14 protein-coding genes and 1 pseudogene are annotated in these 22837 nt (G+C 50.5%); 13 read left to right on the top strand and 2 right to left on the bottom strand.

Annotation, left to right across the window (positions count from 1 at the left end):
- The first annotated feature begins 12 nt into the window (after positions 1 to 12).
- The 5 genes from F4V51_RS26000 (at position 13) to F4V51_RS25980 (ending at position 7759) form a co-directional block, all read left to right on the top strand.
- Positions 13 to 1197 carry an ABC transporter permease gene (locus F4V51_RS26000; RefSeq protein ID WP_153980112.1) on the top strand — a complete coding sequence of 395 codons (1185 nt, stop codon included), beginning with the start codon at positions 13 to 15 and terminating at the stop codon, positions 1195 to 1197.
- Positions 1190 to 2374, top strand: a complete 1185-nt coding sequence (locus tag F4V51_RS25995) for an ABC transporter permease (RefSeq protein WP_153980111.1) — start codon at positions 1190 to 1192, stop codon at positions 2372 to 2374. The genes F4V51_RS26000 and F4V51_RS25995 overlap by 8 nt, the downstream gene beginning before the upstream one ends.
- A gap of 342 nt (positions 2375 to 2716) precedes the next feature.
- A complete protein-coding gene (locus F4V51_RS25990; RefSeq protein ID WP_153980110.1) occupies positions 2717 to 4414 on the top strand; it encodes a molecular chaperone HscC in 1698 nt (565 codons plus the stop codon).
- A 7-nt stretch (positions 4415 to 4421) separates the two neighbouring features.
- Positions 4422 to 7055 carry a tetratricopeptide repeat protein gene (locus F4V51_RS25985; RefSeq protein WP_153980109.1) on the top strand — a complete coding sequence of 878 codons (2634 nt, stop codon included), beginning with the start codon at positions 4422 to 4424 and terminating at the stop codon, positions 7053 to 7055.
- A 17-nt stretch (positions 7056 to 7072) separates the two neighbouring features.
- Positions 7073 to 7759 carry a DUF1266 domain-containing protein gene (locus F4V51_RS25980; RefSeq protein WP_153980108.1) on the top strand — a complete coding sequence of 229 codons (687 nt, stop codon included), beginning with the start codon at positions 7073 to 7075 and terminating at the stop codon, positions 7757 to 7759.
- 108 nt (positions 7760 to 7867) lie between these two features.
- Here F4V51_RS25980 and F4V51_RS25975 read toward each other — a convergent pair whose 3' ends face one another.
- Both F4V51_RS25975 and F4V51_RS25970 read right to left on the bottom strand, forming a co-directional pair.
- Complete coding sequence (locus F4V51_RS25975; protein WP_153980107.1) at positions 7868 to 8677, bottom strand: flagellar motor protein MotB; 810 nt, start codon at positions 8675 to 8677, stop codon at positions 7868 to 7870.
- Positions 8661 to 9458: a flagellar motor protein gene (locus tag F4V51_RS25970; protein WP_153980106.1), complete on the bottom strand. Its 798-nt coding sequence runs from the start codon at positions 9456 to 9458 to the stop codon at positions 8661 to 8663. The genes F4V51_RS25975 and F4V51_RS25970 overlap by 17 nt, the downstream gene beginning before the upstream one ends.
- A 169-nt stretch (positions 9459 to 9627) precedes the next feature.
- On the opposite strand from F4V51_RS25970, the gene uvrB reads away from it, so the two are divergent.
- The 8 genes and pseudogenes from uvrB to F4V51_RS29495 all read left to right on the top strand — a co-directional run.
- Positions 9628 to 11619, top strand: coding sequence for an excinuclease ABC subunit UvrB (uvrB, locus tag F4V51_RS25965; RefSeq protein ID WP_153980105.1), 1992 nt, complete (start codon positions 9628 to 9630; stop codon positions 11617 to 11619).
- 295 nt (positions 11620 to 11914) lie between these two features.
- On the top strand, positions 11915 to 12142 hold the full coding sequence (locus F4V51_RS25960; protein ID WP_153980104.1) for a hypothetical protein: 228 nt from the start codon (positions 11915 to 11917) through the stop codon (positions 12140 to 12142).
- Positions 12143 to 12366: 224 nt separating this feature from the next.
- Positions 12367 to 15225 carry an excinuclease ABC subunit UvrA gene (gene uvrA / locus F4V51_RS25955; RefSeq protein WP_153980103.1) on the top strand — a complete coding sequence of 953 codons (2859 nt, stop codon included), beginning with the start codon at positions 12367 to 12369 and terminating at the stop codon, positions 15223 to 15225.
- Between the two features lie 443 nt (positions 15226 to 15668).
- Entirely contained in the window at positions 15669 to 15878 is a 210-nt protein-coding gene (locus tag F4V51_RS25950; RefSeq protein ID WP_153980102.1) for a DUF2759 family protein, read from the top strand.
- 260 nt (positions 15879 to 16138) lie between these two features.
- Positions 16139 to 17305: a S1C family serine protease gene (locus F4V51_RS25945; protein WP_167301712.1), complete on the top strand. Its 1167-nt coding sequence runs from the start codon at positions 16139 to 16141 to the stop codon at positions 17303 to 17305.
- Between the two features lie 42 nt (positions 17306 to 17347).
- The gene (locus F4V51_RS25940) at positions 17348 to 19246 is read left to right on the top strand and encodes a stalk domain-containing protein (RefSeq protein WP_153980101.1); all 1899 of its coding nucleotides are present in this window, start codon (positions 17348 to 17350) and stop codon (positions 19244 to 19246) included.
- 527 nt (positions 19247 to 19773) lie between these two features.
- Positions 19774 to 22287 (top strand): U32 family peptidase, encoded by a 2514-nt coding sequence (locus tag F4V51_RS25935; RefSeq protein WP_153980100.1) that lies wholly within the window; start codon positions 19774 to 19776, stop codon positions 22285 to 22287.
- A 188-nt stretch (positions 22288 to 22475) separates the two neighbouring features.
- Positions 22476 to 22718 (top strand): annotated as a pseudogene (locus F4V51_RS29495) (SWIM zinc finger family protein); the annotation flags it as partial.
- Positions 22719 to 22837: the final 119 nt, after the last annotated feature.

Genomic DNA, 22837 nt, shown 5'->3' with positions numbered 1-22837 from the left:
GAGGTGGCATGGATGAACATTTGGCATATTTGCATGTTTGAAATAAGGCGGATTTTAAGAATCCGATCTGTTCTCCTCAATCTGTTTGTTCTACCGCTGCTGCTCATCTTTATTTTGGGAGCCGCGTTATCCAGTACGATGGATACGGGGAAGGACAATGTGCCTGGACAGGTACGCGTGGGAGTGATTCAGACAGGTTCGAATTCAGGTTCAGTCACGCAAGCCTTGAACGCATTTGTAGCGGCTCCGGCTATATCCGACATGATGAAAGTACAGCATTTTACGTCGGAGGAGGAAGCAGAACGTGATCTCCGGCAAGGTGAACTCGATTTTGCAGTCTTGATCCCACCCGATCTGGAGGAACGGATGGCGAAGGGGGAAAATGCGAAGCTGCAATGGATTCTGGGGAAAGACGGCACACTGAACATCGTAGGTGAGACGTTGTTTACCCGCTTCACGGATGAACTGAACAGGCATATGGCAGCAGTGGAAGTGTTGGGACCGGAAGCAAGCATGGCCGTGGCATCCATGACTGAAGAGGGCTCAGCCGATATCTCTTATGTTAACGTCAGCAATCCTGGGACGGCAGGTACCTCATACAGTGCCTCTCAATATTATGCTGCATCCATGCTGGCCATGTTCATGTTATACGCAGGCATGACGACGACCAGCAGCCTTTTTAGTGAGCGGGACAAGAAAACCTTAACCCGTCTGCAGGCCGCTCCCGTAGGCAATGGTGTCATTTTTGCAGGGAAAATTGCGGGCAACAGCCTCCTGGCTTTCATGCAGGCGCTGATTATTGTTCTGATGACCTATTGGTTATACGGCGTGAATTGGGGGACACATCCTTGGCTGATTGTTCTGATCTGCGTTCTGATCACCATATCTTCAATGATGATTGGTGTAATTGTGGCACTCGTGAGCAAAAGTGCAGCATCTGCAAGTGCGTTAATGCAGGGCATCATCATTGCCATGACGTTTATTAGCGGCGGCTTCACGCCGATTGCCATTGATTTTGTACAGCGGATTGGTGAATTTACGGTGAATCACTGGGCTCTGCAAAGTTTCCTGCGCATGATGCTGAACGCATCGATGAGCGAGATTATGCACAATATCCTCATGCTCGGTGTGGTGAGTGCGGTCTTGCTTGCCATTGCAGCTGTGATCTACGGGAAGGTGGGATACCGCTATGAATAGTCTGAATATTGCCTGGTTAATGATCAAACGCACCATAGGACGCAAACGGGGGTTTATGGCATTCCTGCTGCTTCCCTGCCTTGTTGTCACAGGAGCAGTTGCGTTATTTGGGAGCGAGCAAGCCACGCGGGCCGTTATTCCTTATGTAAACGAGGACCAAGGGGCAGCCGGTGCATGGATTGTGAACGAACTTGCGAGCAAGGAAGAATATCTGCTCAAGCCGATGGACACGGAGGCAGAACTGCGAGAAGCGATAACCCGGCAAAAGGGGAATGCGGGGATCATCATACCTGCTCATTATACGGATGACTTGCTGCAAGGGAAGCAGGTATCGATCGAGCTGGTTGAACTCCGTGTCAGTGAGAGCTCCTACACGCTGCGGGCTGCAGTGGAAGGGATGGCTGGCGGACTCCATCAGTCGGCCCAGGTTGTGATGGCGGCAACGAGTGCAGCATCAAGTCAAGAACAGATTGCAGAATCGGCAGCAACTCAAGAGCCATTCGAACAGCTGCTGCAGAAAACGGCGGAACATCAGATCTCCGGCGAAGCTACCGACCTGCAGATGTATCCCAAACCAGGACTGAACAATGTGACTGGATTTACAATCATGTTCATGATGGGGCTGCTGACTAGCGCAGTAGCTGTCATTATGGAAGACCGCAGGCAGCGGACGATGGCCAGAGTGTACACTGCTCCTGTTCGTGCATATGAAATTGCCCTCGGTAACTTCCTGGGCAGCTTTGCCATCGGCATGATTCAGATTGTGCTTGTGCTGGGGATCAGCAGGTGGGTGCTGCACTATGACGCGGGTATTCCATTTGGCGTACATTTCCTCATCCTGGCTGCCTTTATGCTGGTATCCATGGGGATTGCGAGTACGGTGGCCGGATTGATCCGCGAATCCAAAAACGCAAACGTCCTGAATTCGCTTATTATCACACCAACCTGCATGATCGGCGGGTGCTTCTGGCCGCTGTCGATTATGCCGGATTATATGCAAAAGCTGGCCAACGTTGTCCCGCAAAAATGGACGATCCAAGCGGTTGAAACCATCTCTGCAGGCGGCACGCTGTCCGACATCAAACTGCCTCTGCTCATTCTGTGTGGCATGGCTGCCATATTGCTGACGGTCGGATCGGTTATTCTCCGTCCTAATCAGCCTGGTGTAGACGCATAACCTATGGAAATATGCTGCGACCATTCAGGATTGGTTCAATTAATCACTAGAAAGACTTCCATAAATTCGAACGGCCGGGTGCACATTTGTGTATCCGGTTTTTGGGCTGTAATTAGGTAGGGAAGGTGCCAAGGGTCTGATTCGTGGTGCCTGCTTTTGGGTAAATCAGTGAAGTTATACCTATGTCCTCAGGTTGTTAATCTATGATAAATTGTTCGTTAAGGAATGAATTAGACAGGGTCCATCCGGTATGCCGGACTTGTATATGCCAGCATATAACAAGGTCTGTGGGATTGTCCTGTACATTTTATAGATGTTGAACAGAAAGAGGGTAAGTACTCCATGACAATCATCGGTATTGATCTGGGAACAACGAACAGCCTGGTATCCTGCTGGGCTGGCGGAGAACCCGTTATTATTCCAAATGCACTCGGCAACCGCCTGACGCCTTCCGTCGTTAGTGTCGACGACAACGGGGAGATGCTCGTCGGTGAAGTGGCCAAAGAGCGGCTGATAACACATCCCGAGCGGACTGCTTCTGTCTTCAAGAGGTATATGGGGACCGGGCGAACATTCCATTTGGGTACATATCATTTTTTGCCGGAAGAATTATCGGCTTTTATATTGAAATCGCTGAAGGCGGATGCTGAAGCCTACCTGGGGGAATCCGTGACTGAAGCGGTTATTAGCGTGCCCGCGTATTTCAACGATGCCCAGCGCAAGGCCACACAGCGGGCAGGAGAACTGGCCGGTCTCAAGGTCGAGCGCTTGCTCAGCGAACCCACAGCAGCAGCCATAGCGTACGGTCTGCATCAGCAGCAGCCAGAGACGAAATTCCTGGTATTCGATCTGGGCGGCGGTACATTTGATGTATCGGTCCTGGAACTGTTTGATCAGATTATGGAAGTGAAGTCGGTTGCCGGAGATAACTTCCTGGGGGGCGAGGATTTCACAAGACTACTGGCGGACATGTTTGCCGAGCAGCATCAGATTGAGCATGATACGTTGTCAGGCAAGGCACAGTCCGCCCTTTGGAAGCAGGCCGAATCTTGCAAACGTGCTCTTGTTGATGGACGAGAAGGTACGATGTCCTTGACGCTGGAAGAGGGAGTAAAGGAACTTCATGTTGACCGTGCAAAATTTGATCAAGCGGCTAAACCGTTACTGGCAAGATTGCAAAAACCGGTCGAGCGTGCATTGCGCGATGCTTCAGTCAAACTCAATGAGCTGGATGCCGTAATCCTGGTAGGCGGGGCTACGCGTATGCCGCTTATTTATTCGTTTACAGGTAAATTGTTCGGCAGACTGCCTGCGAACCATCTGCATCCGGATGAGGCTGTAGCCCTCGGTGTGGGAATCCAAGCCGCAATGAAAGAACGCCATGCCGATCTGGAGGAAGTGATTCTGACAGACGTATGCCCGTATACACTGGGGACCTCTGTGTCGATGTCGCTTGGCAATGGACGATTCGAATCAGGCATGTTTGCGCCGATCATTGAACGGAATACAGTCATTCCCGTTAGTAAGGTCGAGCGATACTATACCATGCACAACAATCAGGCATCCATTACTGCGGATATATATCAGGGAGAGAGCCGGCTGGCGAAGAACAATGTCAAGCTGGGGGAACTGACGATCTCGGTACCACCTGCACCCGCGGGGCAACAGGCCGTAGATATCCGTTTCACGTACGATATTAACGGCATCCTGGAAGTGGAAGTGTCTTCGGTGGAGACAGGGGAGAAAAAGGTAGCGATCATACAGGGCAAAGAAAGTGACTTGTCCAAAGAGGAAATTGCCGAGCGATTCAAAGCGCTGGAAGCGATCAAGATCCATCCGCGGGATCGGATGGAGAACCGATTGCTCCTGGCTCGCGGAGAACGGATGTATGAAGAATCACTGGCCGAGTACCGTACGATCATAGCCGAGGCCATGCTGCAGTTCGAAGAAACACTCAAACGTCAGGACGACCGTGAAATCAGGAAAGAAGCAGAAAAGTTGAAGGAAGTACTGGATCAAATTGAAAGAGTGCGGGAGTGATATGTGAATGGACATCTGGACAAGATTGGGGCTTGAGCCTACGCAGGATACCGGAGCCATTAGACGTGCTTATGCGAAGCAGCTGCGAAGTACGCATCCGGAAGACGATCCAGAGGGGTTCCAGGAATTGCGGTCAGCTTACGAGCAGGCCCTGAAGGCTGCGAAAGAACCGATGCCGGATCAGGAGCTGCTTGCGGAGCAGGTCAGCCCGCAAGCACAGAATCAGTCCGAGATGGAGCTCCGCTCTGTTCAGGCAGAAGGCCCTTTGCAAGAAGCTGCTTCCGAATCCGGTGAGGGTCCCGTCTACTTTACTGTGGATCACTGGGATGCTCCTGTTGAGACGGCAGCCACTTCGCTTCAAGATACAGCGGCAGTGGATGACACAGTCCATTTGCTTGAACGAGCACGTTCTATTGTAGAGGATGTATTCAAACGGGCAGATTCCGCCGTATGGGAGGACTGGCTGCAGAGAGAGGAACTATGGCAGCTGGACGTGAAATTTTATACGGGAACGGAATTGCTGCGGATACTGTATGAGCGTCCTTTTTTACCGAAAGCCGTCTGGGGACGGTTGAATGACTTCTTCGGCTGGACGGAACAGCAAGAAGAGCTGAAAGAGGTGCTTCCGGAGGAAATCGCTGAGTATCCGGGCATGGAACTGGGGCGTCCTTGGGAGCTTCGGTATGACACGTTTGATCCGGGAAGAGACGTAGACTATGAAACCTTCATTCGTCTGCGTGAAACGGCATTCCAACTGATGCTTCGAGGTGAACTTTCAGAAGCCGCACCACACATTGAAGCAGGTATGGCATTGTATCCGGATGACCCGGACTTGATTCGGCTGGCCGCCAAATTTCGCCTGTGGAACAAGGAGGAAGACGCCGCTCTGGTCTTGTTTGAAAGGCTGGCTGCACTCGAACCAGATGCAGTGGACGGGCTGCTGCATAGCGCAAGACTTCTGTATGCTGCCGGGCAGAAGGAGCAGGCTGAGCAGCTGTACCGCAAGGTACTGGAACACGAACCTCACCAACTGGATGCATGTAATGGATTGGCCTTGTTCTATCAGGAGCAGGGCGAATTGGAGACAGCACTCCACATGGTTGAGCAGATCGTTACTCAGTATCCTCACGATCTGGAGATGCAGATTACACTGCTGGAGCTGAAACAGAAACGGGTTGAGCAGAAGATCAGAGCGGCTGAGCAGCAAGCGGATGCGGTCGTTCGTCGCACGCTGCAGCGTGAAGCTGCCGAGGGGTATGCTGAACTGTGGAACGATGAGCAGCTTGTTCAGTATCTGGGCGAGATTAATGTAAACGAGGAGTTGGATGCGGCATTATATCTGCTCTGGGCCCAGGGCTTTGTTCGAATAGGTAAAGGCGAGGAAGGGATTGAAGCTCTTCAGTATGCTGAAGCTGCTGCTATCAGAGAAGGAATCAGCAGCTTTCCGATATTGCTCGAACGGGGCCAACTGCATCTGCGCATGGACAATAATACGGCTGCTATAGAGGATCTGGGCAGAGCAGCAGAAATGGATCCGTCGCATGCGGAGGTCAGGCATTTGCTGGCGAGTGCTTACCAGAGAGAAGATCAGCTTGAGCCTGCCATTGAACTATCCGGTCAGGCGATTGAGCTGAATCCCGAGCCCTATGAATATTATTCGCTGCGGGCGCTTTGTTATTTTAGAATGGCACGTTATGAAGAGGCGCTTGCCGATTATGAAATTGTTGTGGTTAAGGAGCATGATTTTGCAAATGCCTGGTACCGGAAAGGGTTCGCACATTTGAAACTGGGGCAGTATGCTGAGGCCGTACAATCTCTTGAAACTTCTTTGGTCCATGAGCATGAAGCGGTCATTTATTATTATCTGGCCATTGCGCGAACGAAACTGGGGGAGATGGAACAGGCGCTGCACGATATCCGGCAATTCCGGAGCGAGAATCCGGGGGACCAGGATGGCCCTCTGATTGAAGGAGATATCCTGCGTTTACAGGGGCAGCTTATGCCTGCACACGATACATACGTCAACGGGTTAAATGAACATCCGAACGTATATGAGCTTGCTAAAATGGCAGTCGTTTGCGTGATGGAGTCTGATATGAAGGACAAGGATCCACATTTGAACAAACTTGCGGAAATGATGTCTAACATGGAGACGGTCGAAACATGGGGGTTGCTGTTCATTACACGATATCTGGTAGAAGTCCAAGACTGGGCAAGTGTCCGAGCATATGTGGAAGCTTATATAGACGGAGAAGAACCGAAGGATATTGATCCTCATATCTGGTTGTATTCCGGAATTGCAGCCTATCATGCGGGAGATATGGACCAAGCCATTCTTGAACTGGGCAAAGCCTACGGCGCAGGTCTGCGGGGCGATGTGTGCAGTGCTCTGAGCATGGTGTATTACGATAAACATGAGTGGGATCAGGCGCTCGCCTATGCTGAAGAGGCTATACACAGCCAGCCAGACCACCCGGATTATGTTGTGCGTCGTGACGCTATTGCTGCTCGTGCGGCAGAACGGGGATTTTCCTTTTTGAAAAAGCTTCGCAAATCCAAGCCTGCGTATGAACTGTGGCCTTCGACTGTACCCCTTCAGCATCTGCAGCCAGATGAAGTCATGGACTTACATTTTACATAGGGAGGAGGGCAAGGATCATGGGACAGGACAGAGAAGCGGCTCAGGCTCTGCAAGGTGTTACGGACAAACAGCTGTGGTTTCGGGGCATGAGCGCCATCATGGATGAGATGAATGGACTGGATATACGCAACGATTACGAGCATGATGAGAATGAAGAGGAAAAAGATCGATTTCGTACCTCTCTGGAGGAAGAATGGCGTATTCATAACAGGGAAGAACTCCTGTCGGCTTTGGAATGGATCCGGGAAGGCGGACATCGGGTCGCCTTTGAACAAATGAGGACTTTTATGAACGCATTATCGGAAGCCGATCAATGGAAATGCATTCACTCCCTTAATCCGGAAACGGGCCGATATCACGAATATCTGGTGGTCAAAACGTATATGTACAAACTGCCCCCTGCCGGCATTGCAGCCTGGGATTGGGGAAGATACGCCAACCTGTGCCGCAAGAGTGCATATGTCGGGTTTATCACCGAAGTGGAAGCAGAACAATTGATTTTGGAGGCGGCCCTTGAAGCACAATCGGCTTACTCTTCGTGGAAAGAGTACGCGGTTGCTTTCCTGGCGGGCAGATTGTACTGGTTGGAGCAAACGGCCGAGCCGCTGGTTCAGCGTCAGATCAATTATGTGCGGAATTTGTTCGTGCAATCGAACAGCATTTATAACAAAGTGGACTGGAATTTGAATTTGTCCCTACAGTAAAATGTCCCTACAGTAAAATAAAAACACAAAAGCACGTTCTACTGAATTCGGTTCAGCAGGAACGTGCTTTTTTTGGTGAAGTAACGGGATGCCTCGTCCGATTGGAACTTAGGTTTGAGGTTGCAGCTGACGCAGTACGGTGATTTCGACTCGGCGGTTCTTTTGCCTGCCGGCTGCGGTGGAGTTATCACCTGTGGGACGTGTGTCTGCATAGCCTGCGTACTGAAATCCGTCAGGGTCCAGATTTTCTTTGTCCAGGAAAAACCGCAGCACAGACAGTGCGCGTTCACCGGAGAGCTCCCAGTTATCTTTGTATGTGGAATTCGCGCCGACAGGCACATTGTCGGTGTGTCCCTCGATGCTGACGACAGTGCTCAGGTCACGAAACAGGCTTGCGAGCTTGCTGAGTGTAGGTGCAGCGTCACTTTTGAGGGCGGCCTGTCCCTGATCGAACAGAAAGCGGTCACTCAGGGTGATGGAGATCCCCTGCGGATTATCTGCTACAAAAATCTGATTTTCCAGTTTATTATCTTCGATATACTGGGTAATCACATTGAACAGATTCTGCAGCTCCTCTTCCTGGGATCGAAACTGTTCTTCCCGCTCGGTCAGTGGCTGACCTTCTTCGGGAGATGTTGTATCTTCGCCCTGGACCTCAGTTGGAGGGACTTCAGTGATAATATGACCTGCGGTTTCATCAACTCCATTGCCAAGGTCAAGAATGGAGTCGGATTGATTAAATGTATTTTGCAGTGATTGGGTTACCACGTCGTATTTGCCGGAGTCCAGATTGCTCATGGCGTACATGATGACAAAAAAGATCAGCAGCAGCGTAATGAGATCGGCATAGGTAATCATCCATCGATCCCGATGGTCACCAGGTTCACGTTTTCCGCGCCTTCTACTGCGCCGACTCATCCAATCCCTCCTTCATTACAGGACGTGAGATTTGACGATGCGTGAGGGTAAAGGACTCAAGCCGTTTCCGTACAAGATGAGGATTCTCCCCATTCTGAATGGCGAGCACACCTTCAAGCAGCATCTCCATCATCTGAATATCTTCAGCACTTCTGGACTTAATTTTGGAGGCAATGGGTAAAAAGATAAGATTGGCACTGGCTACCCCGTATAAGGTTGCGGTAAAGGCTACCGCAATGGCCGGGCCCAGTCCGGTAGGATCCGTCAGGCTGCCTAGAACCTGAATCAGTCCCATGACTGTACCGATAATACCCATGGTTGGCGCGTATCCTCCGGCCGACTCGAAGATTTTGGCATAGCCCTCATGCTTCTGTTCTACGGAATCAATCTCCAGCTCCATGATCTGACGGATTACATCCTGATCGGTGCCATCGACAACCATCTGGATACCGTCTTTCAGAAATGGATGCGGATGATCCATCACCTGGCGTTCCAGGGCAAGCACACCTGAACGGCGGGCAATGGAAGACATGTCCACCAATTCTTCCATCCACTTGCGCGGATCATTGTCATTCCGACCAAAAGCCATGCGCAGTGCTGCCGGAATGGTGCGCAGCCGATGAGACGGGAAGCTGGCAACCACTGCAGCAATTGTTCCACCGAATACAATCAGAGCAGCTGTTTTTTGCACGAGGCCGGACAATTGGCCGCCTTCCCACAAAAAACCGCTGATCACTGCGGCAATCCCGGCAATAATGCCGATAAGTGTCGCAATATCCATAAATTAACCCACTCCTGTCTTTACTTCACGTTTGCATCACATGTACGAACGAGGTATAATTATACGGGAACAAATATTCCTATTACTATAAGTTTTCCCATATGAAAATTCGGGGAACTTCGACAATATATAGTGACTATTATTTTAGACGATAGGGTGAGATACGGCAATGAGCGATATTATAATGAGCGACAAAACGTTCGAGATCGAGTCCGAGTTTTCTCCCCAAGGTGACCAGCCTGCTGCCATTGAAGAACTGGTGCAGGGTGTTCAGGAAGGGAAAAGATATCAGACGCTGCTGGGTGCAACGGGAACGGGTAAAACCTTCACAATTGCGCAGACGATTGCCAAGCTGCAACGTCCCACGCTGATTATTGCGCACAATAAAACGCTGGCAGCACAGCTTGCGAGTGAATTCAAAGAATTCTTTCCAAACAACATGGTTGAGTATTTTGTCAGTTATTACGATTACTATCAGCCAGAAGCATATATTCCGTCTTCCGATACGTATATCGAGAAGGACTCCAGCATCAACGAGGAAATTGACAAGCTGCGTCACGCCGCGACCAGTTCGCTGTTTGAACGCCGTGATGTCATTATTGTAGCGAGTGTGTCCTGTATCTACGGTTTGGGATCTCCGCATGACTACTCTAGCATGTTGCTGTCACTGCGCGTAGGCATGGAGAAGCCGCGTAATCAGATCTTGTCCCGATTGGTCGAGATTCAATATCAGCGGAATGACATCAACTTCGTACGGGGAACATTCCGTGTACGTGGCGACGTCGTAGAGATATTCCCGGCATCCAAGGGTGAACATGCCATTCGAGTAGAGCTCTTCGGAGACGAGATTGAGAAGATTACAGAGATTGACGTGTTAACCGGAGAACTGATCGGTGAGCGCGATCATATTGCGATCTTCCCGGCATCTCACTTCGTAACCCAGGAAGAAACGATGCGGGTTGCACTTGTCAACATTGAGCGTGAACTGGAAGAACGGCTTGAAGTGCTCCGCGAACAAGGCAAACTGCTGGAGGCGCAGCGACTGGAGCAGCGTACACGTTATGATATCGAGATGATGAAGGAAGTTGGATTCTGTTCGGGGATCGAGAACTATTCAGGTCCGCTGACATTCCGTGAACGTGGTGATACGCCATACACGCTGCTGGATTACTTCCCGGACGACATGCTGATCGTTGTCGATGAGTCCCACGTGACCCTGCCGCAGATCCGTGCCATGTACAACGGTGACCAGGCACGGAAGACCGTTCTGGTGGATCACGGATTCCGCCTGCCGTCAGCACTGGATAACCGTCCGCTGAAATTCGAAGAGTTTGAAGAAAAGATGAACCAGATCATCTATGTATCGGCAACGCCAGGACCATATGAGATTGAGCATACAGATACAATGGTGCAGCAGATCATTCGTCCAACCGGTCTGCTTGATCCGATCATTGAACTTCGTCCAACGAAAGGACAGATCGATGACTTGATCGGCGAGATTAACGACCGGATTGCCAAGGACGAACGTGTGCTTATTACAACGCTGACGAAGAAGATGTCCGAGGACTTAACCGATTACTTGAAGGAAATCGGAATCAAGGTGCGCTATCTGCACTCTGAGATCAAGACATTGGAACGTATGGCGATCCTGCGTGATCTGAGGCTGGGCACATTCCATGTGCTGATCGGGATCAACTTGCTAAGAGAGGGTTTGGATTTGCCGGAAGTTTCGCTTGTTGCCATCCTGGATGCCGACAAGGAAGGTTTCCTTCGTTCCGAACGCTCCCTGATTCAAACGATCGGCCGGGCCGCGCGGAACAGTGATGGCCGAGTTATTCTGTACGGTGACAAAGTGACCGATTCGATGGACAAAGCGATGAAGGAAACGGAACGCCGTCGTGAAATCCAAATAGCATATAACGAGAAGCACGGAATTACTCCACAGACGATTCGCAAAAAAGTGCGTGATGTGATCGAGGCAACCAAGGTTGCCGAATCCAAGAACGAGTATCTTACAGGCGCTGCCGAGAAGATGTCGAAGAAGGAGCGTCAGTCACTTATTCAGCGTCTTGAGGCTGAGATGAAAGACGCCGCGAAGAACCTGCAGTTTGAGCGTGCAGCAGAGCTTCGCGATGCGTTGCTGGAGCTGCGTGCGGAGTAAATTGATAAATAGATATGCAACAAGAGAACGGCCAGTTGGCCGTTCTCTTGTTGAGTAAAGAACCGGCAAGGAATGACCGATAATTAGTCATGTTGAAAACCTGGAATCAGGTCTATACTGATAGAAATGTTGAATTTGGTTAAAAGGTTTATAGGAAAGCATTTGGAAGTCGTGTAGAGAGGAGCCGAGCCAAAGGCAATGGCGACTACCGCGAACGAGGCAGGGCCGTGAGCGTCTTGGTGTTTAGTAGAGCCGAGCCGAAGGCAATGGCGACCACCGCGAGCGAGGCAGAGCCGTGAGCGTCTTGGTGTCTAGTGGAGCCGAGCCGAAGGCAATGGCGACTTACCGCGAGCGAGGCGGAGCCCGTGAGCGTCTTGGTGTTCAGTGGAGCCGAGCCGAAGGCAATGGCGACCTACCGCGAACGAGGCGAAGCCGTGAGCGTCTTGGTGTTCATTGGAGCCGAGCCAAAGGCAATGGCGACTTACCGCGAGCGAGGCGGAGCCGTGAGCGCCCCTCACAGTAGAGCAGCCTTCCAAGAGACCGGCAGCAGGCCGGAATCTTGGAAGGAGCTGCGGGCACACGACATACCTTCACATAGCAAGACCCGACCCCACACCAAGCACAGCCTGTTTCGGGTGTCCAGAGGGCTGCGCCCTATGGGGCCCTCCCTTGGAAGGGAGGGTTTGGGTGGGATCGAAACGCCTTTTAAAAAGGTTGGAATTACAACATTGAGAGGATGGATAACCATTGGCGAGCGAGAACATTGTCATTAAAGGTGCGCGAGCGCACAACCTAAAGAACATTGATATTACCATCCCGCGTGACCGTTTTGTCGTATTGACCGGTCTGAGTGGCTCAGGCAAGTCCTCGCTGGCTTTTGATACGATTTATGCCGAAGGACAGCGGCGTTATGTGGAATCATTATCTGCTTATGCACGCCAGTTCCTCGGGCAGATGGAAAAACCGGATGTCGACTCGATCGAGGGCCTGTCACCGGCCATTTCCATCGACCAAAAAACAACAAGCCGCAACCCGCGCTCCACGGTAGGAACGGTTACGGAGATCTATGACTACCTGCGTTTGTTGTTTGCACGTGTGGGACATCCTCACTGTCCGGATCATGGTGTGGAGATCACATCCCAGACCGTAGAGCAGATGGTAGATCGCGTAATGCAGTACCCGGAACGCACCCGGTTGCAGATTTTGGCACCGATTATCTCTGGCCGTAAGGGCGAGCACAAAAGTGTATTTGCCGATGTATCCAAACAAGGCTTCGTCCGTGTGCGGGTAAACGGTGAAATTCGTGATTTGTCTGAAGATATTCAGTTGGAGAAAAATAAAAAGCATACCATTGAAGTGGTTGTAGACCGGATTGTAGTCAAGGAAGATGTACAAGCACGTCTGGCGGATTCCATTGAAACGGCACTTAATCTGTCCGGAGGACAACTGCTGGTTGATATTATGGGGGAAGAAGAACTGCGCTTCAGTTCCAACTTTGCCTGCCCGGTGTGTGGGTTCAGTATTGAAGAGCTCGCTCCACGGATGTTTTCCTTCAACAGTCCGTTCGGAGCTTGCCCTGATTGTGATGGACTGGGTGTGAAAATGATCGTAGACCCGGATCTGCTCGTTCCGGATCGCAGCAAAACGATTGAAGAAGGCGCGTTTGATGCCTGGACAGGCGGTACGTCCACGTATTATCCGCAGTTCCTGAAGTCAGTATGCGAGCACTTTAATATTCCACAGGATGTACCTGTAGAGGATCTGCCAGCGGATCAGATGAACAAGCTGTTAAATGGTACAGGTTCGGAGAAGGTCCGTTTCCGTTACGAGAATGATTTTGGGCAGCGCAAGGAAGCCATGGTGACCTTTGAAGGAATCGTTAATAACCTGGAACGCCGCTATCGTGAGACGGCATCCGAGGGGATCCGGGAGTTTATTGAAGGTTACATGAGTGCGAAGCCTTGTGGTACCTGCAAAGGACACCGATTGAAACGGGAAAGCTTGGCTGTTACCATCAACGACCACAACATGGCATATGTAACCGGCCTGTCCATCGGGGAAGCAGGACGTTTCTTCGAATCGCTGCAGCTTACCGAGAAGGAACAAGCCATTGCCAAACTGATTCTGAAGGAAATTAACAGCCGTCTTGGCTTCCTGGTCAATGTCGGTCTGGATTACCTGACCCTGAGCCGCGCTGCCGGAACATTGTCCGGTGGTGAAGCGCAGCGGATTCGTCTCGCGACCCAGATTGGTTCCAGTCTGATGGGCGTGCTGTACATTCTCGATGAGCCGAGTATCGGTCTGCATCAACGGGATAATGATCGTCTGATCTCCACACTTGCTCACATGCGGGATATCGGTAACACGCTGATTGTCGTGGAGCATGATGAAGACACGATGCTGGCAGCCGACTACATTATCGACATCGGCCCAGGCGCAGGTATTCATGGCGGTACCGTCATGTCACAGGGTACACCGGAAGAGATCATGAATGACGAGAACTCGCTGACGGGGCAGTACCTTAGCGGACGCAAGTTTATTCCTGTACGGACGGAACGCCGCAGTGTAGGAGATCGCTGGCTGGAAGTTCGGGGTGCGAAGGAGAATAACCTGAAGAACCTGAATGTGAAAATTCCGGTAGGAGTATTTACTGCAGTCACAGGTGTATCCGGATCAGGTAAATCGACACTGATTAATGAAATTCTGTACAAAACGCTCGCACGGGATCTGAACCGTGCACGTGTGCGTCCCGGCCAGCACAAAGAGATCCGGGGTCTGGAACATATTGATAAAGTCATCGATATCGACCAGTCGCCAATTGGCCGTACACCGCGCTCCAACCCGGCTACGTACACCGGTGTCTTTGATGATATCCGTGATCTGTTTGCACAGACGAATGAAGCGAAAGTCCGTGGTTACAAAAAGGGCCGGTTCAGCTTCAACATCAAGGGTGGACGCTGTGAAGCTTGCCGCGGGGATGGAATTATCAAGATCGAGATGCACTTCCTGCCCGATGTATACGTTCCTTGTGAAGTCTGCAAAGGGAAACGGTACAACCGTGAAACCCTTGAAGTTAAATATAAAAACAAAAATATTGCGGATGTACTCGAAATGACAGTTGAAGATGCTACACAATTTTTCGAGAACATTCCGAAGATTCATCGCAAAATGCAGACATTGCTTGATGTGGGTCTGGGTTATATTAACCTTGGTCAACCTGCAACGACCTTGTCTGGTGGTGAAGCCCAGCGTGTGAAGCTTGCTTCCGAGTTGTATCGTCGCAGTACAGGCAAAACAATCTACATTCTGGACGAGCCTACTACAGGTCTGCATGTCGATGATATTGATCGTCTGCTTAATGTGCTCCACCGTCTGGTGGATTCCGGTGAATCGGTACTCGTGATCGAGCATAATCTCGATGTTATCAAAACCGCTGATTATATCGTGGATCTGGGTCCTGAAGGTGGTAGTGGTGGCGGAACGATTGTGGCGACAGGGACACCAGAGGATATTATTAAGGTGGAAGCCTCGTATACAGGCAGGTACCTTAAACCGGTATTGGAACGCGATACGGAACGAAGCAAAACGCTGCAATTGACGGAGTAGGTGGCACAGTATTGTTCGTTGAAATGAAAACATAGTGACCATCCACCCCACTTGATTCAGATTCATATATCATTTACTTATCTGTATCTTGGCGACAAGCCGAGCTGGAACGTAAATTGTGGATTAGCTAACAAGGGTGGATATCTCTATAATCAATAACCCTTCTTTTGATGAAGGGCGAGGTATTTATTTTCCGATGAGTGCCTTGCTCCATTCAAAAGAGGGATTATTCCTTTTTCAATGAAGTTAGCATAATAGTTTATTTCGATGAAAGTGTTTACAGATGAGGTAGGGCAGGCATTACAGCAACCCGAGTCCGAACTGGATTTTTTTCATTTTTCTGGATGATAGGGCTTGCATTACTAGCAGGGGACAGATAACATAGAGGAAGATATTAGGGTATGCGTTAGCTGTTCAACTATGGTGAGGGGGTCTGTCTATCCATGCTGTTTGCAGAAGCTGCCACGGCGAGTACATCCAATTTTAATGCATTTGATATTTTTGTCATTCTGTTTACAATCATTATTTTTATTGGTGTGGTTCGTCTTCTTCGAGCACCGCAGAAGAATCTGTTTGCGATCGGATTTGCAGTAGTCAGTCTGCTTGTCTTCCTAATGACGGATTATGCAATGATTAAGAACTGGTTTAGTTAGGGTATTTCGAAAATAGCAAACGGAAACAGACAAAACACTTTCCTGGGTAATGGTGGAGGGTGTTTTTTTTGTGTGCTGGTGGGTATGTGTGAAGCCATGTTTTTCCGAGTAAAAGTAGGACTGAAAACATTTGTACAGGAAGAATATGTATGTTAAATTGGAGGATACCGGTATAGCAGATGATAGAGACAAGAAATCCATAGAGTTGGATGCTAGGATGTCGCATAACGGAGGATATATGGAGAGGGTTAGGTGAAAAGATGAGATCGTTGGGGAAAAAATGCATGGCGGTGTGTATGGCTGCTGTACTCGGGGTGAGTGTTGCGTCTACGGCTGGAGCAGCAGAGCAGACAGCTGGCATGAAGGCCAAAGTCGTCGACGGACAAGTGTATGTCAGTGCAGCTGATCTGGTCAAGTCCATGGGTGGGAATGGCCAGTATGATGCAAAAACGGGAACCTATCAGTACAAGGGGAATGAAGCCATTCCTAAAGTCATCGAGAAGGTGTCACCATCTGTTGTTGGTATCATTGGCAAAGCAGATGCAGGGCAGGAAGGGGTCACGACAGACCGCTATAACCTGGCTCATGGGACCGGCGTGATTATACGCTCCAATGGTTGGATTGTGACCAACGCACATGTAGTGGATGGATTAAGCAACGCCTTGGTTGTGACGACCGATGGTAGTACATATAAAATTACAAAAACATACAGCGATCCACTGAGTGATCTGGCGCTCATCAAAATTAATGCCAAATCGCTTAAACCAGCGACGTTCGCCAAGGCTTCCCAAACTTCAGTCGGCGAGACGGTTGTTGCTATTGGTACACCCATCTCCTTCTCCCTGCGAAACTCGGCAACCGTGGGTGTCATTAGCGGCCTGAATCGCGGAGTGGAGGCAACCTATCGTTTGATTCAGACGGACACAGCCATTAACCCCGGGAACAGCGGAGGACCTCTTGTTAACCTCAAGGGGGAGGTTGTGGGCATTAATTCCATGAAGTTTTCAGCGGTGGGTGTCGAGAATATGGGATTTTCGATTCCTGTGGATACCGTTCAATATATTATCAATCAGTTTTTTGAATACGGCAAAATCAAACGGGCAAGCCTCGGTCTGCAGCTCGAAGAGAGCTGGTCTGCGATTGTGGGTCTGCCTACGGACGATCCATTGACGATCACGGGTGTGCTGTCCAGTGAAGCGAAGAAAGCCAAGATCCAGGAAGGAGACGTGTTATACAGCGTAGCAGGTACGCGTGTCTCTTCCGTTGTGGATATTAATGAGCTGCTCAAGAAATATGTACCCGGGCAAAAGGTGAAACTGCTGATGCAATCCGATGGTGATATCGTCACACGTACATTGGTGCTTGCGGATCGTGCGGATATCCAAGATGAGGATGAAGAGCCGTTTCCGGCTGACGAAGAACAATAAAGCCCGGTGAACGACCCGGATTAGAGAGGACGATAGAACGGAATGAAGAAGTCATTTTTACGTGTGCTGAGCACAGGGGTGTTGACCGGGATGCTGACCATGGGTGCTGTAATGCCAGTATGGGCAGCTGAATATACAACGAACGAACTGCGGATCCAAGCCGGAAGCACGAGCGCCTACATCAACGGCAGCAAGCAAGCGATCGCCAAACCGTATAAGGCTAAAGGGGTGACGATGGTGCCTGTCGGTGTGTTCAAGAAGGCATTTGGCAGCGAAATTCGGCTCGAGAAAAACGATGTTGTCAAAGTGAAGGAAGGTCCGCATACGGTCACCTTAACGATTGGCAGCTCCATTGCCTGGGTGGATGGGGTCAAAAAGGAGATGGGTGCCGCTCCCAAAATGGTGAATGGCGTGCTTATGGTCCCCCTTCGTCCGGTAGCTGCCGGCATTGGGGCGACACTCGCTCCGAGCAGTTCCGGGGAAGTGGTCATTCGATTATTGCAAACAGATGATTCCGTGGATGAAGATGAGGGCGGTATCGATCTCGACGCAGGCAAAACGAGAATCGGTAACAGCTATTACGGCTGGTCCATTAATTACCCGGCAGATCTGATGGTTTTGCAAACGGGTGAGCAGGAGCGGATGATGACGTTTGGCTCGGCGGACAGCAGCTACTACCTTGAGGTGTATGTTAGCGATCAGGATGTGGCTCTGGATTCGGATGACATGCTGCAGCAGCTGGTGCAGGAGGCCAAGCAGTCGGGGGATACAGTGCTGGACCGGGAATCCGTTGCCAAAGGCAAAACGCCTTATGCCCGAATCGTGGTTAAAGATATGGACGGCATGTTATGGGAGATGCGCCAGTACATTAATAATGGTCGTCAATATGATGTTTACCTGGCGGATTACGATGCACTGAACTACAAGGATCTGAACAAACGTGCTGCGTTCCTCAACTCATTCCAGCCCACCTACGTGCAATCGGACCGGACCATTAAGGATCTGTCCACTGTCGATAATGGCATGCGTTCTGCCTGGAATGACGATTATGGCATCGAACTGAGTGTTCCAGCTGGTTGGTCCATGGATAATACTCAGATGACTTATGAGTCCAAGGATGGCGCGTTTTTGCAAATGCGTGTGACCTCAGCGCCAGCTGGGGCAACCGTAAAAGACTGGAGCGGCCAACTGGACAAATGGATGCGAGAAACGTTCACACCTGAAAGTTATGAACCGATTCGTTCGTATACCATAGACGTTTCTGGCGAAACGGCGGAGGTAAATGAGTTCCGTTATAACTTCGGTGACGGGTGGCAGACGGAGTTCGACGTCCTTTTGCAGAAAAATGGTTATCGCTATTACGCCGAATACACATTCCCTGAGGAGCGGACTCAGGATCGGGAATGGTTTGAGCGGGTGATGAATAGTGTGGTTATTGATTTTGATACCGTCTCCGATAACTTCGGACAACTGGATGAAGATCCGTATTTGACCGATAAAACGAAGACTTTAACACGTACGTCCAAACGGTACCATTATAGCGTCGACATTCCGCGTTACTGGACAGCGTATAATGACCGATTCGAGTATTCTCCCGTTGTTTATACGTTCACAGGTGGCCAGTTCTCCATTGGCGTGAACGAGGATCAATCGGTTGAAATGACGGTCAGCCAGCTGAGAGAAGCTTATGAGGAAGCTGCGAAAACGCGGAAAAACTTCAAGCTGCTGAACAGTGGGGAAACGACCATTGCTGGTGTTCCGGCGTTCTCCTTCACGTATCATGAGCTGGACAATGGCGTGCCGTATACCGGGCAGCAGATCGTCTTTGAACAGAATGGTATGACGTATACGATCACAACGGGACTGAATGATGCCAACAAAACGGATGTGCAGATCGCAGCGCTGGAAAAAGCCGTGAAATCATTTACTTTTACAAAATAATGAAGTTTAAGCCGGAGGGTCTGAGATCTTCCGGTTTTTCTATTTCAATCAAATGAATCCAATATTACACGGAACGAAGAGTGCAGAACCAATCTGGAGAAGCGAAGCTGAAAGCTTTCTGAAAGAAAGCTACATCGGAAGCATAAGCCCCGTTTATCACTGAATTTTCCCCTTTATAAAGGGAATCAAAAAAATCCAGGGATAACAGCGGTCGGAAGATGGTACTGCAATCGGAGTGGTAAAGTGTAAAATTATAATTGAACAGATGGAAATGAAAATGGTAAACGGTTTTTTCAGGAAAGCGTAGAAGAGTGAGTGCAGAAGTGGTACAATATCTTAGTTCAGGAGTTATGACTGCTGATCTGATAAATTAAGATGACTGTAGGCTTGGGAATCAGGGAATACAGACATAATGTATAGATATAGCGATACAGTGACAATGCAGGCATACGGGATGAAGGTACAGGCTAAACGTAAGAGGAAACAGGGATGAAATCCGGCGAAGGCCGGTTATGGGGAGGATCTACATGAAAACAGCAACATTACGAAGAGAAGACGTCGAGCTTCTGGCACCTGCAGGTGACTGGGATTGTATGCGTTCGGCGGTGGCCAACGGCGCGGATGCGATTTTCTTCGGAGTCGAAAAGTTTAATGCACGGGCGCGCGCGAACAATTTCCGCATGGAAGAACTGCCGGAGATTATGGCGTTTTTGCACAGTTATGGCGTAAAAGGGTTCTTGACCTTTAATATATTGATTTTTGAAAATGAATTGGCGGATGCCAAGGAACTGATCGACGCATGTGTCGATGCTGGCGTAGATGCCGTGATCGTACAGGATTTGGGCTTGGTGAAACTGATTCGCGAGATCTCACCGGATTTCCCGATTCACGGTTCCACTCAAATGACGATTACATCACCGGAAGCGGTTGAGTTTACGAAGCCGTTTGATATGGAGCGTGTCGTTCTTGGACGGGAGAACAACCTGAAGCAAATTCAGAAGATCGGTGAACAGGCGAAACTTCCAATGGAAGTATTCGTGCATGGTGCACTGTGTGTATCGTATTCGGGACAATGTCTGACCTCCGAGATGTGGGGCGGACGTTCTGCCAACCGCGGTGAATGTGCACAGGCTTGCCGTTTGCCATATGACTTGATGATTGACGGAGAGCATAAGCCGATGGGGGATGTTGCATACCTGCTGTCTCCGAAGGACCTGGCTGCCATTGACTTAATGCCGGAACTGATCGAAGCAGGCGTAACTTCCTTCAAAATCGAAGGACGTCTCAAAACCCCGGAATACGTGGCGAACGTGGTCAGCAAATACCGCAAAGCAATTGATCGTTACTTCGACGGTGACAATACGCCACCAAGCAAGGAAGAAATCCGTGAGCTGCAGCAAAGCTTCTCCCGCGGCTTCACACATGGTTTCCTGGACGGGACAAACAACAAACAGCTGGTTGATGGTACATTCCCGAAAAGCCGTGGTGTCTACCTCGGACGCGTGGATCAAGTTCTGCGTGACGGTGTTGTGTTGAAGCTGGACGCACCTGTGAAGCGTGGAGACGGCATCGTGTTTGACGCTGGTGATCCAACGCAGAAGGAAGAAGGCGGACGGGTATACGACGTACGTCGCAAAGGCGTGAAGATTGAAGGCGAAGCCGGTGAAGGCTGGATCGTGGACATCGTGCCAGGTCGTAGTGACGTGGATCTGCGCCGCGTGAAGGTTGGCGACAAAGTGTGGAAAACGAATGACCCTGCGCTGGACAAACGTCTGCGCCAGAGCTTCGAGACTGAGAAGCCGTACCGTGTATTCCCGGTAAAAGTAAAAGTCATCGGCAGCCCTGGGCAGCCGCTCAGCACTTGGTGGACAGACGTGCAGAAAGGCACGACCGTACGGATCGATTCCGAGATGGAACTGGACATTGCCCAGAAGCGTCCAATGACCTATGAATTGCTCGAGGAGCAATTCGGACGTCTGGGCGGCACCGTGTTCCAGCTGGAAGAATTGGACGTCAACCTGCACGGTGACGTCATCATCCCGATGCGCGAGCTGAATAACATTCGCCGTCAGGCGGTGGAACAGCTCGCGGGCGAGCGCCCTAAACCGCCCGTCTACGTGAAACGGGCGGTGGAAGTTTACGGTGATGCGGTTAAGCCGGCATCGCCAGTGGCTCGCGGTCAAGCGGAGCTGACCGCGCTCTGCCGCAGCCTGCCTCAAGTCGAGGCAGCGCTGGAAGCGGGTGTCGGCATGATCTACGCCGACTTCGAGTTTATCAAGCAGTTCCCGGCTGCTGTGGAAGCCGTGCATGCCGCTGGCCGCAAGATTGCCCTGGCAACGCCGCGCATTCACATGCCTGGCGAGAACGGATACCACAACAACATCCTGCGTCTGAAGCCAGACGCTGTGCTGGTACGTAATACAGGTGCGCTGTACTTCTACCTGCGCCACCGGATGGAGAACCCGGATGCAGATCATCCAGAGCTGATCGGTGACTTCTCATTGAACATCGCCAACCATAAGGCTGTGGAATTGTTCCTGGAAGCAGGATGTGACTGGATCACACCATCTTATGACCTGAACATTCAACAAATGGTTGATCTGCTCGGCAACTCCCGTACAAGCCAGACCGAAGTGGTTATTCATCAGCATCTGCCGATGTTCCATACAGAGCACTGCGTGTATTGTACGTTTATGAGTGAAGGAACGGACTATACGAACTGTGGACGTCCTTGTGAAGAACAGCGTGCATCCCTGCAAGACCGGATTGGCATGTCCCACCCGGTACGTGTGGATGAAGGCTGCCGTAATACCGTTTATAATGCAGTGGAACAGTCGGGTGCCGAGTATCTGACCAACTTCATGGACCTGGGTGTATCCCGTTACCGCGTCGAGTTCCTGGAAGAGACGCCGGAGCAGGTTGTGGAGGTTATTGATCTGTACAACCGTGCACTTCGCGGCGAGATCAGCGGTACACAAGTGTGGAAAACATTGAAAGCAACCAACCAACTGGGCGTTACGCGTGGTCAATTGGTGAAATAAGCGGATCGTAGGTTACATTTATTAGGACGATAAGTATAATAGCAAGCAACAAGTTACAAGCATGAAGCAACCCCAATCTCTGCTTTACGGAGCTCTTGGGGTTTTTTCTGTAAAAGGGACAGGTGGATTTAGAGTTATTCATACCCGTCAGAACGCATAAGGAGGCGAAATACGTGGCGCCATTCACCATGATGGATATCAAATTGCTGTGCGGGGTCACGGCATTCAAACGAGGGGAAGCCTATAACCAGTCCGGCAGGGTGAGCAATCTGGTTGTCAGTGACGATCAGCGTCATTATGAAGCCATGGTGCGTGGCACGGAACGATATCAGGTGAAGGTGGATTTGGACGAAAAAGGGGAAGTTGAGGCAAGTTGCACTTGTCCAGGCGATGGCCGGTATTATGACTATTGCAAACATGTCGCTGCGGTTCTGTTGGCGATTCATGAATGGGGTGAGCAGCAGGAGCTTAATGCTGCCGTTACCGGTAGTTCGCAGAAGTCATCCAAACCTACCTCAGGGAATCCTTCTCGCTCTGGTACAGGCTCCGC

Source organism: Paenibacillus xylanilyticus (assembly GCF_009664365.1).
In the GTDB taxonomy this organism is placed as follows: Bacteria; Bacillota; Bacilli; order Paenibacillales; family Paenibacillaceae; genus Paenibacillus; species Paenibacillus xylanilyticus_A.
This window is presented reverse-complemented; position numbering and strand designations above follow the sequence as displayed.